The organism is Alteraurantiacibacter palmitatis (assembly GCF_037154115.1).
In the GTDB taxonomy this organism is placed as follows: domain Bacteria; phylum Pseudomonadota; class Alphaproteobacteria; order Sphingomonadales; family Sphingomonadaceae; genus Alteraurantiacibacter; species Alteraurantiacibacter palmitatis.
In genome coordinates, this window is sequence record NZ_JBANRO010000002.1 from 42,166 (window position 1) to 58,729 (window position 16,564).

Annotated in this window: 16 protein-coding genes and 1 other annotated feature; of the genes, 7 read left to right on the forward strand and 9 right to left on the reverse strand. The window is 58.1% G+C overall.

The window, feature by feature from the left end; genetic code table 11:
* Window positions 1-46 precede the first annotated feature (46 nt).
* The 4 genes from WFP44_RS02270 to WFP44_RS02285 form a co-directional block, all read right to left on the reverse strand.
* Entirely contained in the window at window positions 47-2,182 is a 2,136-nt protein-coding gene (locus WFP44_RS02270) for a HelD family protein (RefSeq protein ID WP_336924725.1), read from the reverse strand.
* 115 nt (window positions 2,183-2,297) lie between these two features.
* On the reverse strand, window positions 2,298-2,645 hold the full coding sequence (locus WFP44_RS02275; RefSeq protein ID WP_336924726.1) for a hypothetical protein: 348 nt from the start codon (window positions 2,643-2,645) through the stop codon (window positions 2,298-2,300).
* A gap of 73 nt (window positions 2,646-2,718) precedes the next feature.
* Window positions 2,719-3,309, reverse strand: coding sequence for a class I SAM-dependent methyltransferase (locus tag WFP44_RS02280; RefSeq protein WP_336924727.1), 591 nt, complete (start codon window positions 3,307-3,309; stop codon window positions 2,719-2,721).
* 74 nt (window positions 3,310-3,383) lie between these two features.
* Window positions 3,384-3,740, reverse strand: coding sequence for a hypothetical protein (locus tag WFP44_RS02285; RefSeq protein WP_336924729.1), 357 nt, complete (start codon window positions 3,738-3,740; stop codon window positions 3,384-3,386).
* 384 nt (window positions 3,741-4,124) lie between these two features.
* Here WFP44_RS02285 and WFP44_RS02290 point away from each other — a divergent pair, with 384 nt between their 5' ends.
* Complete coding sequence (locus WFP44_RS02290; RefSeq protein WP_336924730.1) at window positions 4,125-4,994, forward strand: GGDEF domain-containing protein; 870 nt, start codon at window positions 4,125-4,127, stop codon at window positions 4,992-4,994.
* A 114-nt stretch (window positions 4,995-5,108) separates the two neighbouring features.
* On the opposite strand, the gene WFP44_RS02295 is transcribed toward WFP44_RS02290, so the two are convergent.
* From WFP44_RS02295 to WFP44_RS02310, 4 genes are all read right to left on the reverse strand, one after another.
* Window positions 5,109-6,197, reverse strand: a complete 1,089-nt coding sequence (locus tag WFP44_RS02295; RefSeq protein WP_336924731.1) for a nucleoside monophosphate kinase — start codon at window positions 6,195-6,197, stop codon at window positions 5,109-5,111.
* Window positions 6,198-6,292: 95 nt separating this feature from the next.
* A complete protein-coding gene (locus WFP44_RS02300; protein WP_336924732.1) occupies window positions 6,293-6,526 on the reverse strand; it encodes a hypothetical protein in 234 nt (77 codons plus the stop codon).
* A 29-nt stretch (window positions 6,527-6,555) separates the two neighbouring features.
* Window positions 6,556-6,729: a hypothetical protein gene (locus WFP44_RS02305; protein ID WP_336924733.1), complete on the reverse strand. Its 174-nt coding sequence runs from the start codon at window positions 6,727-6,729 to the stop codon at window positions 6,556-6,558.
* Window positions 6,726-8,378 carry a peptide chain release factor 3 gene (locus WFP44_RS02310; protein ID WP_336924734.1) on the reverse strand — a complete coding sequence of 551 codons (1,653 nt, stop codon included), beginning with the start codon at window positions 8,376-8,378 and terminating at the stop codon, window positions 6,726-6,728. The genes WFP44_RS02305 and WFP44_RS02310 overlap by 4 nt, the downstream gene beginning before the upstream one ends.
* Window positions 8,379-8,911: 533 nt before the next feature.
* On the opposite strand from WFP44_RS02310, the gene WFP44_RS02315 reads away from it, so the two are divergent.
* The 3 genes from WFP44_RS02315 (at window position 8,912) to WFP44_RS02325 (ending at window position 11,860) form a co-directional block, all read left to right on the forward strand.
* Window positions 8,912-9,502 carry a hypothetical protein gene (locus tag WFP44_RS02315; protein WP_336924735.1) on the forward strand — a complete coding sequence of 197 codons (591 nt, stop codon included), beginning with the start codon at window positions 8,912-8,914 and terminating at the stop codon, window positions 9,500-9,502.
* A gap of 190 nt (window positions 9,503-9,692) precedes the next feature.
* On the forward strand, window positions 9,693-9,920 hold the full coding sequence (locus WFP44_RS02320; RefSeq protein WP_377922500.1) for a DUF4170 domain-containing protein: 228 nt from the start codon (window positions 9,693-9,695) through the stop codon (window positions 9,918-9,920).
* Window positions 9,921-9,979: 59 nt separating this feature from the next.
* A complete protein-coding gene (locus WFP44_RS02325; RefSeq protein WP_336924736.1) occupies window positions 9,980-11,860 on the forward strand; it encodes an ABC-F family ATP-binding cassette domain-containing protein in 1,881 nt (626 codons plus the stop codon).
* 23 nt (window positions 11,861-11,883) lie between these two features.
* On the opposite strand, the gene WFP44_RS02330 is transcribed toward WFP44_RS02325, so the two are convergent.
* The gene (locus WFP44_RS02330) at window positions 11,884-12,600 is read right to left on the reverse strand and encodes a polyamine aminopropyltransferase (RefSeq protein ID WP_336924737.1); all 717 of its coding nucleotides are present in this window, start codon (window positions 12,598-12,600) and stop codon (window positions 11,884-11,886) included.
* A 99-nt stretch (window positions 12,601-12,699) separates the two neighbouring features.
* Window positions 12,700-12,754, forward strand: a sequence feature (sul1 is cis-regulatory element that is thought to sense ions involved in sulfur or methionine metabolism; They are found in Alphaproteobacteria).
* A 143-nt stretch (window positions 12,755-12,897) separates the two neighbouring features.
* Here WFP44_RS02330 and WFP44_RS02335 point away from each other — a divergent pair.
* From WFP44_RS02335 to WFP44_RS02345, 3 genes are read left to right on the forward strand one after another with little or no spacing between them, the layout of a single operon-like run.
* Window positions 12,898-14,196 (forward strand): cyclopropane-fatty-acyl-phospholipid synthase family protein, encoded by a 1,299-nt coding sequence (locus WFP44_RS02335; RefSeq protein WP_336924738.1) that lies wholly within the window; start codon window positions 12,898-12,900, stop codon window positions 14,194-14,196.
* A gap of 17 nt (window positions 14,197-14,213) precedes the next feature.
* Window positions 14,214-15,698: a SulP family inorganic anion transporter gene (locus tag WFP44_RS02340; RefSeq protein ID WP_336924739.1), complete on the forward strand. Its 1,485-nt coding sequence runs from the start codon at window positions 14,214-14,216 to the stop codon at window positions 15,696-15,698.
* A gap of 14 nt (window positions 15,699-15,712) precedes the next feature.
* Entirely contained in the window at window positions 15,713-16,564 is an 852-nt protein-coding gene (locus WFP44_RS02345) for a universal stress protein (RefSeq protein WP_336924740.1), read from the forward strand.

Here is a 16,564-nt window from a genome sequence, read left to right on the forward strand (position 1 = left end):
CTGGACAAACTTGCGCAGCACACATGCGTAGGATTCTCACCGGAGCCTAGCCTTGATCTTTTGGGCCTCTATGTCCTAAACATTCGCGATCACCTGCTGCGCGGATAAAGCGAGAAGGGTCACCATGGCTCACCAGAGAGAGCCGATGCATCGCCCGGGTGCAGCCGATATACAGCAGATTGCGATCCATGTTCGTGTGATAGTTTTTGTCGTCAGCGCCAGCTATTACAACTCTGTCAAACTCCAGCCCCTTGGCAAGTTGTGCCGCGCAAATCAGCACCCCGGTGCTGAAGCCCTCGCTGTCATTGTCGAGCAGCTTTGCCGCAGTCCCAGCCTCGGCCAATTGCCGGAACAGCTTGCGGGCCTGGGTCTGTGTTTTGGCGATGATCGCCATGCTGCGATGATCAGAGGCCGTGAACGTCGCGATCTCAGCCTGGATTACGGCAAGGTGCTCGTTGGAATTTCGGCACGCAATCACGCGCGGCGCTTCGCCGTGACGGCGCATCGCAACGAGATCGGGATTGGGAGAGACTTGCAGCGCAAACTGCATGATTTCATAGGTCGAACGATAGCTTTTGTTGAGCGTGACAAGCGTTGCGCCCTTGAGCACCTTGGTGATGTCTTCCGGACGCGAGGCACTGTGAGGATTAACCGACTGCCCGGAATCGCCCAGCACTGTCTTGCCGCAGGGAAACAAGCGGGACAGCACAGCGTATTGCACCGGCGTGTAATCCTGCATTTCGTCAATCAGCAGGTGCTGCACCCCCGGCCACGGGTTTTCAATGCCTTCGGTGAGCAACTTCAGGTAGATGAGCGGAAAGACATCGGCATATTCTATCTTGCCGCCGCCAACGCGTAAGAGTTCGGGCCGCCCGTTCCATTCATAAAACCCCTTGTAGGCCTGACGCAGGGTCGGGCGATTGATCATGGCTGCAAGGGCCGTGCGGATGACTGCACGCTCCTCCTTGCGCAGTTCGATCCGGTACTGGTTTTCCACCTCCTCGATCACCGAGTTGGCCGTTGCCGACCGCCGCGCACCGGGCGCAAGGTTGGCGTATCTTTTCCATTCGCGCTCAAACAGGAAACCGGGAACCGGGCGGCGGCGGATTTCGCAATCAGTCGGCGTGAAAGATGTCTGCTCGAGGTACTTGGCATACTGATCCAACTCGCGCAGCAGGTCCAGGTTCGCCTTCGCCTTGATCCGGGCAATCGCTTCCGGGTCCTGCTTTTCGAGCACATCGGCTGTTTGTTCAAAAAAGGTCTGGAAGCGGATATCGTCCAGCAACTCGGCCGCCAGGCGGTCCATTCCGATTTCCGGAACCGGATGCTCGCCCAGTTCGGGCAGCACATTTCCGATGTAGTCGGCAAAGACCCTGTTTGGAGAAATGATGAGAATATCGTCGGAGCTGATCGTTTCCTTGAACCTGTAGAGCAAGAAGGCGATCCGGTGCAGCGCGATCGACGTCTTGCCTGATCCGGCGACACCCTGAATGATCAGTGTATGGGCCTCGGCGTCACGGATGATGGCGTTCTGGTCGCGCTGAATCGTCGCGACGATCGTCTTCATCCCCTCCTCGGAACTGCGCGCCAGCTCATCCTGCAGGACGTCATCGATGATATTGATCGCGCTCTCGATCAACAGCTCCATCTTGCCCTTGCGGATCCGGAACTGCCGCTTGCGGGTAATCTCGCCTTCTATGCGGCCCGAAGGCGCCTCATAGAAGGCCGGGCCAGTTTCGAAATCGTAGAACAGGGAGGACACGGGTGCGCGCCAATCATACACCAGATGCTCGCCGCCATCCTCGTCGCGAAAATCGTGCACACCAATGTAATGGGTGCTTTCCTGATGCGAGTCCGACCGGCGAAAATCGAAACGGGCAAAATAGGGCGAAGCGCGCAGTTTGCGCAGCTTGACCTGCTGCTCGCGCATTACATCCGAACTGCGCATCATCTGGTCGATCGACTGGCGCAGCGCCGCTTTGTCGATGTGGTCCATATCGCGCCTGGCATCCCACATGTGATCGTGGGCCGCCTGGATCTCACGCTGGTACTCGCCGAGACGGGCATTGGCGATGGCCAGATTGCGGTCGATCTGAGCGAGGCAATGGTCGAGATGCAGGGCTTCTTCGATTTGCGGCGTTTCAAAGGAATTGCTGGCTGGGTTGCTCGTGCTCATGTTCATGACACGCGCAATCTGGCGCTTGGCGCAGGCCGAGGCAAGGATTGCGCGAGGCCGCAAGCCGTAGTGATTGTTATCGCCCGCGACATCTCGCAACAGGGTCTCGCCCGCCAGCTTGTCATGATTTCGGGTCGATCAACGCTGCAACAGCGACGCGCCAGATCGCTAGGGGAACGGTCGGCGCCACGGCATCGTACCGTGCACCCTCCTGTTCCAGGGTCGCGCGGGGTAGAATGCCTCTGACATCATACCCCACTCGCAACTGACTGCGTGGCAATAGCTGACCGACGGCTTCGTGGCTCGCGACAGCATCGCCGGTCAGGTCGGCATCTTTCAGCCCAAGGCCCTCACAAATGGCTTTATCAAGCTCCCGGTCCGCACCTGTCGCCGCTTCGATCGAGCTCAGAAGCAACCGCAGTTCCTGCCTGGTGGCTTGTTCCGGTGTCCGGCTTCGATTTACATCCATTTTCGCCTCCGAAGTTTTCCCGGCGTCTGAAAATGTGTGGCATCTGTCACGCGGTGGTGAAGAAGCAGCACCATCAGCTACGTTTCGTAAACAGCACGACGTTGCGGGCCGGCAGGGCCGTTTGCCAATGACGATCCCACCCGATCTGCAGCATTGTGTCCGGCCGATAAAAAGCGACGTGAGTAGGGTCACGGCGATAGTGCCAGCTGTCGAAGTCAATGTCGGGATATTCCATCGCCGTCATCACTGCCAAGATCCCGCCGGGTCTCAACAACTGATCCAGTTTTTCAAATTCGCGCGCGGGTTGATGGAAATGCTCAACCACCTCGCAGCAGAAGATGAAATCATATTCGCGCTCAAGCGCCGAGACGTCATTTGCGAAGAGGGGGTCATAACACCGTACGGCGAACCCGGCTTCGGCCAGCAGCGCGGCGCCCGCCGGGCCATCACCGCAGCCATAGTCGAGTCCCTCAGCACCTTCCGGCAGCCGCTTGATCAGAGGATCGGCAAGATATGACACGAAGCGGCGATAATTTGGATCGCTAGGATCATTTTCGTGCAAGTCGTACTGCTCGCGCTCAAGTTCGCGGGAAGGCAGACTGTCAAGCGTAGCAAAAGTTCCTCCGCAGCGATCGCATTGCCGATATTGCTGATCGGACTTCACGACCACACGAGGCATTACGTTTCCGACTGCGCAAATCCTGCACGACTCATCTTCAGCAAGAGTGCTCGTGCTGTTCATAGCTCAAACTCGACGGAATTCTTGCCCGCTGTCAGGGGGATGATCTCAATCCTCAGCGTGCCGTTCACGTTGTCGGTGATTTTGCGTTGAGGCCGGAAGACAGCAATCTTGTCAGCATGAGCAATGTCATCGAATTCTTCGCAACGTCGTCCGACACTCAAGCCGAAATTGCAGTGGCTGGCGTCAGTCGGCCGAAGCGTCTTGAGAGCTTTCGGGTTTGATGATTTTACTTGTGCTAATGGCATGATCTTTCCTTCGCGCTGGCGAGTGCGAGCACGCGGAAGGCCCATGCGGGCAGCTTGTCCCCGCCGGCCCATCATGGAAACGAGCCGCGGAACAAGCGCGGGACTCATCGTCTCGCTTTCCGTTAGCTCGTCATCAATGTCCGACCGGCAGGTCGTATTTGTCGAGTGAAACCGGTTCTTCCCCGGAACACTAGCGGCTTACAGAAGTCGGCCACGTTTGTGTAGCCCCCGGCGACGCACATTCCGACTTTCGGAGGTGACATTTTCTCCCGGCAGTTCTCACCATCTTCGCCCTCCCTACAGCGAAGCTCACCGCGATCGGGGAGCCGGAACCGCATGCCGGTAAGCTTGCGCAAACCCTTTATCGCAAACGGTGCTTTAACTTTGACTGATAAGGCAGCTCGCATGGATACTTGTTCTCCTACGAGCCTGTCGTCTCTCCATCGCGGCAGCAGAACCGGCTCATCAGGGGGAGGGGGCTCTGGAAGGCGCTTGCCCAAGGTCACGCTCGCCGGGGCATTGCCGATCCTGCTCGGCTTGCTGTTTGTGGAACAGCCGACAGCGACCCTGCAATGTGGGTGCATCCTCATTGTCGCAATGGTCTGCTGGCACTTCGACTGCGGCATCGCTCGCGGCGCGGCTGCGATCAGTGCCGTCATTCTGGCGTTCAGCTCGTCTGTCCATGACGAGAGCTGGCAACTCTATCTGCTGGCACCGATGGCGATCATCGCTGCCGAAGGGATGATCAGATTGCGCCGCCACTATGACAGCGCCGAGCACGCGGCAAACATAGATCGCCTGACCGGAGCCCTGACACCGCGCGGCTTCGAAAAAATGCTCGATCGGGAGTTGCGCGCGGCGCACCGACAGTCACGGACAACGGCCTTGATCTTCCTCGATCTCGACCATTTCAAAGACATCAATGACCGGTATGGCCATGCCGAAGGCGATCACGCCCTGATCGAAGTCGTGAAGGCATTGCGTCATGTTCTGTTCGAAGACGACCATATTGCGCGAATTGGCGGCGACGAGTTTCTGGTCTTTCTTCGCTTTGCCGGCGAGCGATCACGATTGGAGCAGTTTCAGGACGTGCTGATCGATGCTGTGAGCAACTTGCCTTGGCAGATCACCGCAAGTGCCGGAGGAATCATCATACCCCCTAGCAAGTATGCCGAACCCGCGTTGCTTGTCAGGCTTGCCGATGGTCTGATGTATGACGTGAAACGATCGGGCCGAGGGCGACTGGATTTGCAACACCTTTCCGATTTGGCAATGCGCCCGGCGTCGAGCGAAAACGGGCGCGATAAAATTCTGCCGATTCGAGCCGCGCATCCGCAGGTCGTTGTCGACGCAATTCAATGAGCAAAAGATCCTGGCTCCTCACACGTCATTAGCCGCGTGCTCTGGCACACGGGGGGGGCCTGGTTTCCACGGAAGAAAACGTCGACCAGTATCCCCCCTGACATTCCGTCGAGATCAGCCTTTGTCGGGGTAAGGTCTCAGACCAAGCAAGATCTCCGCATGTTCGCCAAGCGGACGGGCCAGAGAGAGTTCATCGGTTTGATCCGCCAACTGTTCGCGTAGCAGAGCATAGACCGAAACCCGATCCTGACTGGTGTCGATTTCGGTGCATCGGTTCTGGTTCCTGAAATGCTCAATGATCGGCAATGTCTCCGCCTTGAAGGTCTCAAAGCGCAGCCGCATGCTCTCGACATTGTCGTCACTCCGGCCGGAGTATTGCGCTCGGCCCAGAATCCGCCGTGTCAGTTCATCGAGCGGGCATTCGAAATAGATCATCTTGGGCAGATCGCCGTCACGTCCGAACACCTCATACCAGGCATCAAGATTGCCAAACGAGCGCGGAAATCCGTCGATCAGGAAGTTGCGATTGCCGGTTTGCCTGATCGTGCTTTCGATCGCGTCTTTCAATAATCCCACCACGATCTCATCAGGCACGAGCTTGCCCGCGTCGATAAATTGCCTGATCAGCGCGGTTGTTGGACTGGTGGTCTTCAATTCTGCCCGCAGCAGATCGCCAGTCGACAAGTGGGTCCAGCCAAGCTGGATATTTGCCAGCTCACACATCGTGCCCTTGCCCGCGCCCGGACCGCCGAGAATGAAGACAATGTTCGGCTGCGGACAAGGCAAGCGCGGATCGCAGTAGTGGAGCGTCACGGATGGTGCTGGTGCGATCCCCATCTTGTACACATTCCAGGGTTGGCCCGTGGGCGGCAGGGCATCGTCGCAGGTGATTTCATAGGCCAGGTGCCCATCGAGACGCGCAATGCGCCAAGACCTGTAGCTGTTGGAATAGGATATTGCCGGGCTGCGGGTTCCTTGGCCGTCAGCGCGATCCCATGCTGGCTTGCCATTCCAGTAACCGGCAGCTGACAGCGTGCCGGACTCGGACCTGGCCGGCGGTGCGTTCGAAGGAACGTAAAGACCATCGACCTCTGCCATTCCCGCGCAGGAAACTTCAAGGAACAAGCTATGCGAGGCCTTTGTGTCGGTAATGGTCATGAGTTCTCTCGACTGATTGATTTCGGGCGCGAGGCCCACGAACATGCGCTCAGCTCATCACGTCTAAAATCACGCAGCAATCTTTGCAGTGAAAGGCTGAACCGAGCGGAATGCGAGGCAAGAGATCAGGTTACCATGCGTTAGGCATTTTGTGAGGACGTGCCGTGGGCGGTGCGCTCGGTGCGGGAAAGCGACCTATAGGTATGCACGCTGATGACTGAGCGCTTGCCCGGCGCCGTTGCTCGCAGAGCATCGATTTGAGCTGCATATCTGTCAGCCTCCCGTTCAGCAGCAACCCTTTTGTCAGGGGCTTCGTTTTCGCCCACGCCAATCAGAGCAAGCTGATGACGGCGGAAGAGTTCATTCAGGTCCATTGGGTTCTCCATATCGAGTTGCATATTATTCATTGATTGTTGTCCGCGCGCTCCTTGCGTCGGTGTGCCTTGGCGATACGTGCCGCCAGATCGGCGTCAGGGAGGTGAGCCAGCAGCGGAGCGAGCTTTCGTACATCATCAGGCGTGGCATCGGGCCGGGCCACCAGAACGCGGTCGAGCAGATTTTCAGTGTTTATCTTCATTTGCCCGCCTCCGCCTGCCGGATGCGCTCACGGACCGCCGAAAAGCTGACCTCGGGCCATTCCTTCTGAACCCGTTCAAGCTCCCAGCCGTTGCGTGCAAGGAAGACCAGCGCATCGTCACCATCTTCGGCGAGATTGGCACGCTGGGATGCTATGAAGCGCTTGCGCATTGGCTCATCAGCAATGTCGATCCATCGCGCGGTTTCGTAGGCTGTCGCCTCGAAGCCGATGGCGAGGCCATACTCTGCCTCCGAGCGGGTGGAGATCACTTCAAGCTGAAGCGCTCCGACCACGCCAACAACCCAGTTCGAGCCTTCGAGCGGGCGAAAGACACGGGCGATCCCCTCTTCGGCAAGATCGAGCAGAGCCTTGCGCATCTGTTTGATCTTCATCGGATCGTCGAGCCGGACGCGGCGCAGGATCTCCGGCGCGAAGTCGGGAAGACCGGTAAACGCGAGGCCGCTGCGCTCGCTCAGCGTGTCCCCCACCCGCAGCGTGCCGTGGTTGGGAATGCCGACAATGTCACCGGGGCGAGCTTCTTCGGTCAGCTCACGATCCCTAGCGAGAAAGAAGATCGGGTTGTGCAGGCCGATGGTCTTGCCGGTCCGGCTATTGCCTAGCTTCATGCCGCGTTTCAGCGTTCCCGAGCACACCCGCATGAAGGCTACCCGGTCGCGGTGATTGGGATCCATATTGGCCTGCATCTTGAAGACGAAGCCTGCGACATCGCTGGCGTCCGGTTCAACCGGTTCGGGCAGGGCCGGCTGCGGTTGCGGCGGCGGGGCGTGCCGCGCCAGTGCGGACAGCAGCGACGCGATCCCGTATTTGCGCAGGGCGCTGCCGAAATAGACCGGTGTCATATCGCCAGACAGGAAGGCAGTCCGATCAAATGCCGGGCATGCTTCGGCAGCGAGCGCGGCATCTTCGAGCAAGCCATCATGGGTCTGCGATGAAACAGCCGCAAGCAGGCGTTCGTCATCGAGCCCCGCCCCATCGATGATCGTGGGACAAAGCGCACCGCCGACCTTATCGATCAGCCAAGCGCGATCTTCCTCGAAGGAATAAAGACCGCGAAACATGCCGCCCATACCAATCGGCCAGGACATCGGCGCGGTATCGAGGGCAAGCTTGTCGGCAATTTCGTCGAGCAACTCGAACGGCGATCTGCCCTCCCGGTCAATCTTGTTGATGAAGGTGATGATCGGGATACTGCGCAGGCGGCAAACCTCGAACAGTTTGAGCGTCTGCGCTTCAATGCCTTTGGCCGCATCGATCACCATCACTGCGCAATCAACGGCGGTCAGCGTGCGATAGGTGTCTTCTGAAAAGTCTTCGTGCCCCGGGGTATCGAGCAGGTTGAACCGGATGCCCTGATGCTCGAAGGTCATCACCGAACTGGTTACCGAAATGCCGCGCTGCTGTTCGATCGCCATCCAGTCCGAGCGTGCCCGGCGCCGGTTGCCTTTTGAGAAGACCTCGCCAGCCTCTCTGATCGCGCCGCCTTCGTGCAGCAGCTTTTCTGTCAGCGTGGTCTTGCCGGCATCAGGGTGTGAGATGATTGCGAAGGTGCGCCGGGGAAGAGCATCAGCAACTACGGGCCAGTCTTCACCCTCGACCGTTACTGTGCCAGCTTGCTGATCGATGAGCATTTGTGTCTCCTGCAAGGCCTGAAACAGACACGCAGAAGAGCGACCGACCTTACGGCCGAGTGATGCAGGTATCTCGCGATTGGGCCTCAGCCCGGAGATATCCTGCGTCGCCGGCTGCACGCCGTCGAGGCCAGAACCTCCAATATCGCGAGTGTCCGTTCGGTTGTCGGAAACTCGAACCTGCGGTTTGGAACCAGCAGATCCGTACCAAGCCATAGCTGAACGAAGCTGCCATGTCACGTCATCTTCAGGTGAGGGCTACACAAATATGCCGATGCAACGTATATGTGTGTCATCCGGATGTCGTTTGGTCAAAAGGCCGCAGGCTCTTAATTTTTTCCAGCACAGCAATCCGGTTGGAAGTTGATGTAAGCGACCACGAGATGCTGCGGACACATGTCCGTGCATGATCCCGGAAGCTTGCGTGGGCCCGAAAGGGCCAGCTTTCGACCGGGATTATCGCGCACGAGCCTGGCTTCCAGGCTCGCCGTTCTCGTTCGCTTGATGACGATAAACAGCGAAGGAGACAGCATTTGCTTGCTACGAAGCCCCACCGTTCTGCCGGCCGTCCTGCACCGATCCGGCGAAGCCTAGATGAAACCTACCGGTACTACCGTCTCATTGCGGGGCAAAGGGGGGATGGCTTTTCTGCCGTTGCCTATGCCGGAAAGACGAGTTTGTTTACAGGAAGCGGAAGCGATTTGGAGGGTGCGCTTGACGACCTCAAATCTCAGATTGATCGCAATTACGCGGACCATTTGTCCCGGCGCAAGGACAACCATCCCTCTCCCGACGAGCTTGTTCTGGCGTTTTCCCTTCTTTCGGAAAAGATCAATGACCGCGTGCAGAGTGTTCTTGAGGCATTGACGGCAGGATGCGAAGTTTCTGTGCAGCAGGTTTTGCGGCGCTCTGGAGGCGACCATGAAATCTTGCGGCGCGACATTGCGCGATTAGCCCGGTCGATCGCCGCCATACTCAGCATTTCACTACCCAAAGGGCCTGCCAACACCTCAGCAGCGCTGGATTTGATTATGGAGCCGTCATGTGTTGCGGACGAGGCGGAGGAAATCTGGACATTCAGACGCGCCTTCTCCGAAGCTGCCAAAAAATATCTCGCCGAATGAAAATGGCGCTGACCAGTAACAAACAAGAACCTTTGGAACTTGCGATGCTTCGGTTTCGCGTTTGCTTTGCACCGAGCTGCTTAATCGCCGTCAGCTTTGTCAGGTCGCACAAGCCAGTGGAAGGTTTTTTCGCGCTTGGCGCACAACGCCACGCAGTTGCCTCGGGCGATAATTGGAAAGGAAGACCATAATGGAAATGCATCTTGTTCTGGGCGGGCCTTTTGCCGCCGCCGAAGCCGAGCGTATAACCACCGATCAGGTGGAGCTTGTCGGTCTGTTTGCGAACTACGACGATGCGCTTCATGCCTGGCGGGGGGCGTCGCAGCGCACGATTGACGACGCCCAAATGCGCTATGTCATTGTTCCTCTGCACACATTGGTTGGCCCCATGGTCGGTATGGACCCGGTTACGGCCTGATCGCGAGGCTTGAATGGCTTCCACTTACCTGACTCCTTTGGCCTTATTCTGGGATCGCGATGATCCAGTTCGCTGACCTGACAGTTCGCCTCGGCGGGCACATGATCCTCGATCGTGCCAGTGCTGCGCTTCCCCCCGGTAGCCGGGTCGGTTTGGTCGGCCGGAACGGTGCAGGCAAATCGACCTTGATGCGCACGCTGATGGGGGAGATTGAGCCCGATTCGGGGTCGATCCTTGTCCCCACCAACACCTGTGTCGGCTATCTCGAGCAGGACGCTCTCGCTGGAAATGGTAGCGCGCTTGAAACAGTTCTGGCTGCTGATCGCGAACGCGCCCGGCTGATGCGCGACGCGGACACCACCTCTGATCCTCAAGTGCTGGCCGAAATTCAAGAGCGTCTCTTGGCGATAGGCGGTCAATCTGCCCCTTCGCGCGCTGCGCGCATCCTCGCCGGTCTCGGCTTCGATCAGGCATCGCAGAGCCAACCTTTGGACAGCTTGTCAGGCGGATGGCGCATGCGGGTGGCCTTGGCTGGCCTGCTGTTCTCCGATCCCGACGTGCTGTTGCTGGACGAGCCGTCGAATCACCTCGATCTGGAAGCAACGTTGTGGCTGGAGGATTTTCTCAGATCGTGCCGCGCGACTATGCTGATCGTCAGCCACGAACGAGACCTGCTCAACCGGGTCGCCGATCATATCCTTCATCTCGATCACGGAACGGTGACGCTTTATCGCGGCAATTATGACAGCTTTGAAAAGCAGCGGGCCGAGCGTGACATTCATGTCGCCGCCTGGCGGGATCGGCAGCTTGCTGAGCGGGTACGCCTTCAATCGTTCGTCGATCGCTGGCGCGTCAAATCGCACACGGCCAGCCAGGCGCAGAGCCGGATGAAGGCGCTCGCCCGGATGGAGCCGATTGTAGCGCAGCTTGAAGACCCAACGCTCACGTTCGATTTTCCCGATTCCGAACACCTGAAGTCGCCGCTGATTGCGGTCGATAACGCAGCGGTCGGGTATGTGCCCGGCAATCCGGTTCTGCGCCGGCTTAACCTCCGGATCGATCCGGAAGACCGCATTGCCCTGCTAGGGCGTAACGGCAATGGCAAGACGACACTTGCCCGCCTGCTCGCGGGGCAACTGGACCCGGTCGAAGGCACGATCACAGCTCCTTCGAAGATGCGGGTGGGTTATTTCACCCAATATCAAGTGGAAGAACTCGATCACGACGCTACGCCGCTCGATCACATGGCGCGGTTGCTGCCCGATGCACCGCCAAAGGTCGTGCGCGCACATCTGGGACGGTTCGGCTTCTCGGGTGACAAAGCGACCATCAGGATCGACTTACTTTCTGGTGGTGAACGCGCACGTCTCGCGCTTGCATTGATCACCCGCGATGCCCCGCACCTGCTGATCCTCGATGAGCCGACCAACCATCTTGACGTCGATACCCGTGAAGCCTTGGTGCAGGCGCTCGCAGCCTTTACCGGCGCGGTGATTATCGTCAGCCATGACCGGCATGTGCTACAGGCGACAGCAGATCGATTGGTGCTGGTCGAAGCTGGTACAGCGAAGCCTTTTGACGGAACGCTGGACGATTACACGGCGCTTGTTCTTGGCTCAGGCAAGACCGAGCGTCCTCAGGTTGCGCAGTCTGCTTCTGACCGCAAAGGCCGTCGCCGTGCTGCAGCTGATTTGCGTCAAAGACAGGGCGAGTTGCGCAAGCGAATTCAGCAGACCGAGAAGCTAATTGCGAGGCTTGAGTCGCGCTGCCGTGAAATTGATCGGACGATGTTCGTGCCGGCTGCTGCAGATCCGCCATACGCCGGAAAGCCGATGGGAGAACTTTTGCAATTACGCGCAAATTTTGCCGCGCAGATAAAGGACGCCGAGGCACAATGGCTGCTCGATTGCGAAGCCATCGAAAGCGGTGAAGCAATGTGATGCATTGCTCTTTGGGTGCGGCTTCAAGGCTTGCGGCCCAGGTAGATCAGGTTGAATGCAGGCCTCTCGCGGTATGGCGTTGCAAATTCGACCCTTTCGACCCGTACATCGACAAGGCTCTGCATAAGAGCCGCTACAAAATCGGTGTCCGCCGCGTCGGTTGACCACAGAGCGAATACGCCATTTGGTTTCAGTTTGGCGGTGATTGCGGCGATGGCTTGGGCGCTGTAGAATCCTGCGCTTGCCTCGTCGATGAAATGCGTCGTCGAATGGTCAATGTCGATCAGGATGGCGTCGTGCAACTGATCCGGGCTTGCCGGATCAAACGCATCAGGCCCTGCTGCGAGCGCGAAAAAATCGCCCCGTCGCAAAATGCAGCGCGGATCGTCGGCCACGATTGGGCCGAGGGGCAACAAATAGTCGCGGTGCCACTGAATGACTTGCGGGATCAGCTCAACCACGGTGAGTTTTGCAACACGGGTGTCGCGCAACGCAGCCTCCGCGGTGTAGCCAAGGCCAAGCCCGCCAACGACAACATCAAGATTTTCGCCCTGCGTCATCGCCAGCGCTAAGTCTGCCAGTGCGATTTCGCCATCTACAAACTGGCTCGACATCAAGTAACCGTCGTTGAGTTTGATCTCCCAGATATCGTCACCATCCGGGCTGAGACGGCGGCGGCGCAGGGCCAGCTCTCCGATCGGGGTCTGCTCCCAGGCGAGCTCTTCAAACATCGGGTTCATACAAACGCGATACTCCGCATCGCTCTTCCTGCCATCCTAAAAAAGTTCATCCTTCGCACTTGCAACATTCAGAACTCGCGTTAAGAGCCATGGCCATCCGCCGGACCTGATTCTTATCGGGTGGCTCGGCCCGGCGCCAATCCCCGGGATAATCGCAACGCAGATCCAATGCTGGCGACCGCAAGAGCGATCGACGCATTCTGTCTGCTACTCATCATCGGTAGGGTTTCATTGGCAGGCGCGCCTCCGTGCGTCTGATCGATGTCCATCTTGCTAAGGCAAATGGGGGTTATGGATATGGCAAGCGTAATTGCGCGGAAAAATCAGGATCGCGAAGCATTCATTCGTCCGCCGCGAGTACTGACTGCGTTAATTGAGAAGACTATCAAAAGGGGTTCGCTGTCTTTCTTTGACAGCGCTTCTGGCACGGAAGTCAGCTTTGGTGATGGACAAGGGCCAGCAGTCTTAATCGGGGTCACCGCGGCAGGAGCTGCGAGAATTGCCGCCAACCCGGATCTTGCTCTGGGTGAAGCCTATATGGACGGTGCGCTCACGGTTCTATCAGGCGATGTGCGTTCATTGTTTGAAGTGATCTTTCTCAACCAGGAGGCCGTCAATGTATCGCAAACTTCGGCCGGAGCGCTCAAGCTCCGGTTGATGCGTGCATTACAACAAGCGAACAATCGAGTAGCGTCGCGCCGTAACGTCGCCCACCACTACGACCTGTCCGCCGAGCTTTATCGGCTGTTTCTCGATGACGACCTGCAATATAGTTGCGCCTATTTCGCTGATCCGAGTTATTCACTCGAACAAGCGCAGGCAGCCAAGAAGCAGCATCTGATCGGTAAGCTCCTATTGGAAGATGGCCAATCGGTTCTCGATATTGGCTGCGGTTGGGGCGGCATGGCCCTTGAAATTGCGCGGTCGGCCGAAGTCAGCGTGCATGGAATAACGCTGTCTGAAGAACAGCTTGCCATTGCTGCCCAGCGAGGGGATGGCACCAACGCCAGTTTCTCGCTCACCGACTATCGCGATGTCAAAGGATCGTTTGACCGGATCATTTCGGTCGGGATGTTCGAACATGTTGGCGTGCCCAATTACGATACGTTTTTCCGCAAAATTGCGAGCCTGCTGGCGGATGATGGCGTGGCTGTCATTCACTCGATCGGGCGCAAGGATGGGCCTGACATCACCAATTCCTGGGTGGCGAAATACATCTTTCCCGGTGGCTATATACCAGCGCTGTCCGAGGTGCTGCCAGCAATTGAAAAGGCCGGGCTCTGGGTCACCGATATTGAAATCCTGCGGCTGCACTACGCGGAAACGCTAAGCCAGTGGTACACACGGTTCATGCAGCATCGCGATCAAATTGCTGAACTTTATGATGAACGCTTTTGCCGTATGTGGGAATTCTACTTGGCAACCAGTGAATCAGCATTTCGCAGTCAAGGCCACATGAACTTCCAGATTCAACTGGCAAAGCGCGTGAACGCAGTACCTCTGACGCGCGATTACATCTCCGATCACGATCGGAAGTCCATTCGCCCCGATGCAGATCGTTCGCTGGCAGAACGCCGCCGTCTGTCTCTCGTCTAATTCCGGAAGGTAACCCCATGCCAAAGCTTCAGACAATCAAGCAAGAGTGGTTATCAAACCCTCGAGGAGACATCCTCGCCGGCATCGTTGTTGCGCTGGCACTGATCCCAGAAGCGATCGGCTTCGCTATTATCGCCGGTGTCGATCCAACTGTAGGCCTTTATGCCTCGTTCTCGATTGCGGTGATCATCGCATTTGTTGGTGGGCGGCAGGGAATGATCTCTGCGTCTACCGCTGCGATTGCCGTGTTGGTTTTGCCGCTAATCGCAGACCACGGCGTGGACTACCTGTTTGCGGCCACAATTCTGATGGGCGTGATCCAGCTGATTGCAGGCTTCCTGCGATTGAACGTGCTGATGCAATATGTGTCGCGCTCGGTGATCACCGGCTTCGTCAACGCACTGGCGATCCTGATCTTCATGGCGCAGCTGCCCGAACTGACAGGCGTTCCGATGCTGACCTACGCCTTGGTGGCTGGCGGACTCGCGATCATTTACCTGTTTCCTTACCTGACCAAAGCGGTGCCTTCACCGTTGGTGGCGATCGTCATTTTGACCGCTCTCGTTTACTATACCGGCTTTGATGTTCGCACTGTGGGTGACATGGGCGAACTGCCATCGTCGCTTCCGGCCTGGTTGATCCCGGACGTTCCATTCACGCTGGAGACGCTTCAGATCATCCTGCCATACTCGCTGACGATGGCGGCCGTCGGCCTGCTGGAATCGATGATGACCGCGCAAATCGTTGACGATTTGACCGATTCCTCTTCAGACAAGCAGCGCGAGATGAAGGGACAGGGCATCGCCAATTTCTTCACCGGCTTCCTTGGCGGTATGGGCGGCTGCGCGATGATTGGACAGTCGGTGATCAACGTGAAGTCAGGCGGCCTGACTCGCCTCTCGACCTTCATGTCGGGGATTGTTCTACTGTTTCTCATTGTGGTGCTCGGCCCGATTGTGGCTGCAATCCCCATGGCGGCGCTGGTTGCGGTGATGATCATGGTCTCGATCGGGACGTTTTCTTGGCAATCGCTCAAGGACATCCGCCATTTCCCGTGGCAATCGACCGTGGTGATGGTCGCGACTGTGGTGATTGTGGTGTGGACCCACGATCTGGCGCAAGGCGTGCTGGCCGGTGTGATCCTCTCGGGTCTGTTCTTCGCCAGCAAGGTCAAGCGGATCTTCACCGTGCAGTCAGAGCTTTCGGCTGATGGCATGACACGGCACTATCAGGTGTCGGGTCAGGTGTTCTTCGCCTCCTCGGAAAGCTTCGTCGAAGCCTTCGATTTCAAGGAAGTGCTCGACCATGTCGTAATCGATGTGTCGAACGCGCAATTCTGGGACATCTCGGCGGTCGGCACGCTCGACAAGGCGATCCTGAAGTTCCGGCGCGAAGGCACCAGTGTCGAGGTGGTCGGGCTCAACCCGGAAAGTGCGCAATTGATCGAACGCTATGCCGTGCATGATAAGCCCGGCGCCGAGGCATTATTGGGGGCACACTGATGGGAGAGACAAAAATGGAATTCATTCTCGCCGCAATCGACGCTTCGGCCCATGCGCCGGGTGTATGCCAATATGCCGCCTGGGCGGCCACGCGGTTGGAAATGCCGGTGGAACTGCTCCACGTCGTGCAGCGCCAGGACGCCGTGGCTGCGCGGCGCGATCTGTCGGGCGCGATCGGCCTCGGCGTCAAAAGCGAGCTGATGGAAGAACTGGTGCGGCTGTCGGAACAGAGCAGCCGCGCCGAGATCGAGAAGGGTCGCGTCCTGCTGGCAGCGGGCGAACATATCGTGCGCGATGCCGGGGTCAGCGACGTCACCACCCTGCACCGCCACGGCGGCGTGATCGAGACGATCCTCGAACGCGAGGAGAACGCGCGACTTGTCATTGTGGGACGGCGCGGGACCGACCATGAATATGCCACCGACCACATTGGGTCGATGATCGAACGCGTGGTCCGCGCCAGCATCAAGCCTGTCATGATCGTCTCGCGCACCTTTGCCGAACCCGATCACGTCGTCTTCGCCTACGATGCCAGTCCGGCGGCCAAGCGCGCGCTCGAACGCCTTGCCAATTCGCCGCTGTTTGCCGGTCTTCCCGTGACCATCGTCATGGCTGAAGCATCGGGCGAGGCCAAGGTGGCTGCGCTGAAGGACGCCGAAGCGGTTTTTGCTTCAGATCATCCGGTCACCACCGTGTTCGACCCGGGCAAGGCGGAAAAGGTCATTCCCCGCGTCGTCGCATCGGTTGACAATCCGCTGCTGTTGATGGGGGCCTACGGCCATTCGCCGATCCGTAACCTGATCGTCGGCAGCACCACCACCGAAATGATCCGCACCGTCCACGCGCCGGTGCTGCTGGTGCGATAG

Coding starts and splice junctions, on each gene's coding strand:
- WFP44_RS02270 (WP_336924725.1), bottom strand. CDS start 2,182: ATGAACATGAGCACGAGCAACCCAGCCAGCAATTCCTTTGAAACGCCG.
- WFP44_RS02275 (WP_336924726.1), bottom strand. CDS start 2,645: ATGGATGTAAATCGAAGCCGGACACCGGAACAAGCCACCAGGCAGGAA.
- WFP44_RS02285 (WP_336924729.1), bottom strand. CDS start 3,740: ATGAGTCCCGCGCTTGTTCCGCGGCTCGTTTCCATGATGGGCCGGCGG.
- WFP44_RS02295 (WP_336924731.1), bottom strand. CDS start 6,197: ATGTTCGTGGGCCTCGCGCCCGAAATCAATCAGTCGAGAGAACTCATG.
- WFP44_RS02300 (WP_336924732.1), bottom strand. CDS start 6,526: ATGGACCTGAATGAACTCTTCCGCCGTCATCAGCTTGCTCTGATTGGC.
- WFP44_RS02305 (WP_336924733.1), bottom strand. CDS start 6,729: ATGAAGATAAACACTGAAAATCTGCTCGACCGCGTTCTGGTGGCCCGG.
- WFP44_RS02310 (WP_336924734.1), bottom strand. CDS start 8,378: ATGCTCATCGATCAGCAAGCTGGCACAGTAACGGTCGAGGGTGAAGAC.
- WFP44_RS02320 (WP_377922500.1), top strand. CDS start 9,693: ATGGAAATGCATCTTGTTCTGGGCGGGCCTTTTGCCGCCGCCGAAGCC.
- WFP44_RS02325 (WP_336924736.1), top strand. CDS start 9,980: ATGATCCAGTTCGCTGACCTGACAGTTCGCCTCGGCGGGCACATGATC.
- WFP44_RS02330 (WP_336924737.1), bottom strand. CDS start 12,600: ATGAACCCGATGTTTGAAGAGCTCGCCTGGGAGCAGACCCCGATCGGA.
- WFP44_RS02335 (WP_336924738.1), top strand. CDS start 12,898: ATGGCAAGCGTAATTGCGCGGAAAAATCAGGATCGCGAAGCATTCATT.
- WFP44_RS02340 (WP_336924739.1), top strand. CDS start 14,214: ATGCCAAAGCTTCAGACAATCAAGCAAGAGTGGTTATCAAACCCTCGA.
- WFP44_RS02345 (WP_336924740.1), top strand. CDS start 15,713: ATGGAATTCATTCTCGCCGCAATCGACGCTTCGGCCCATGCGCCGGGT.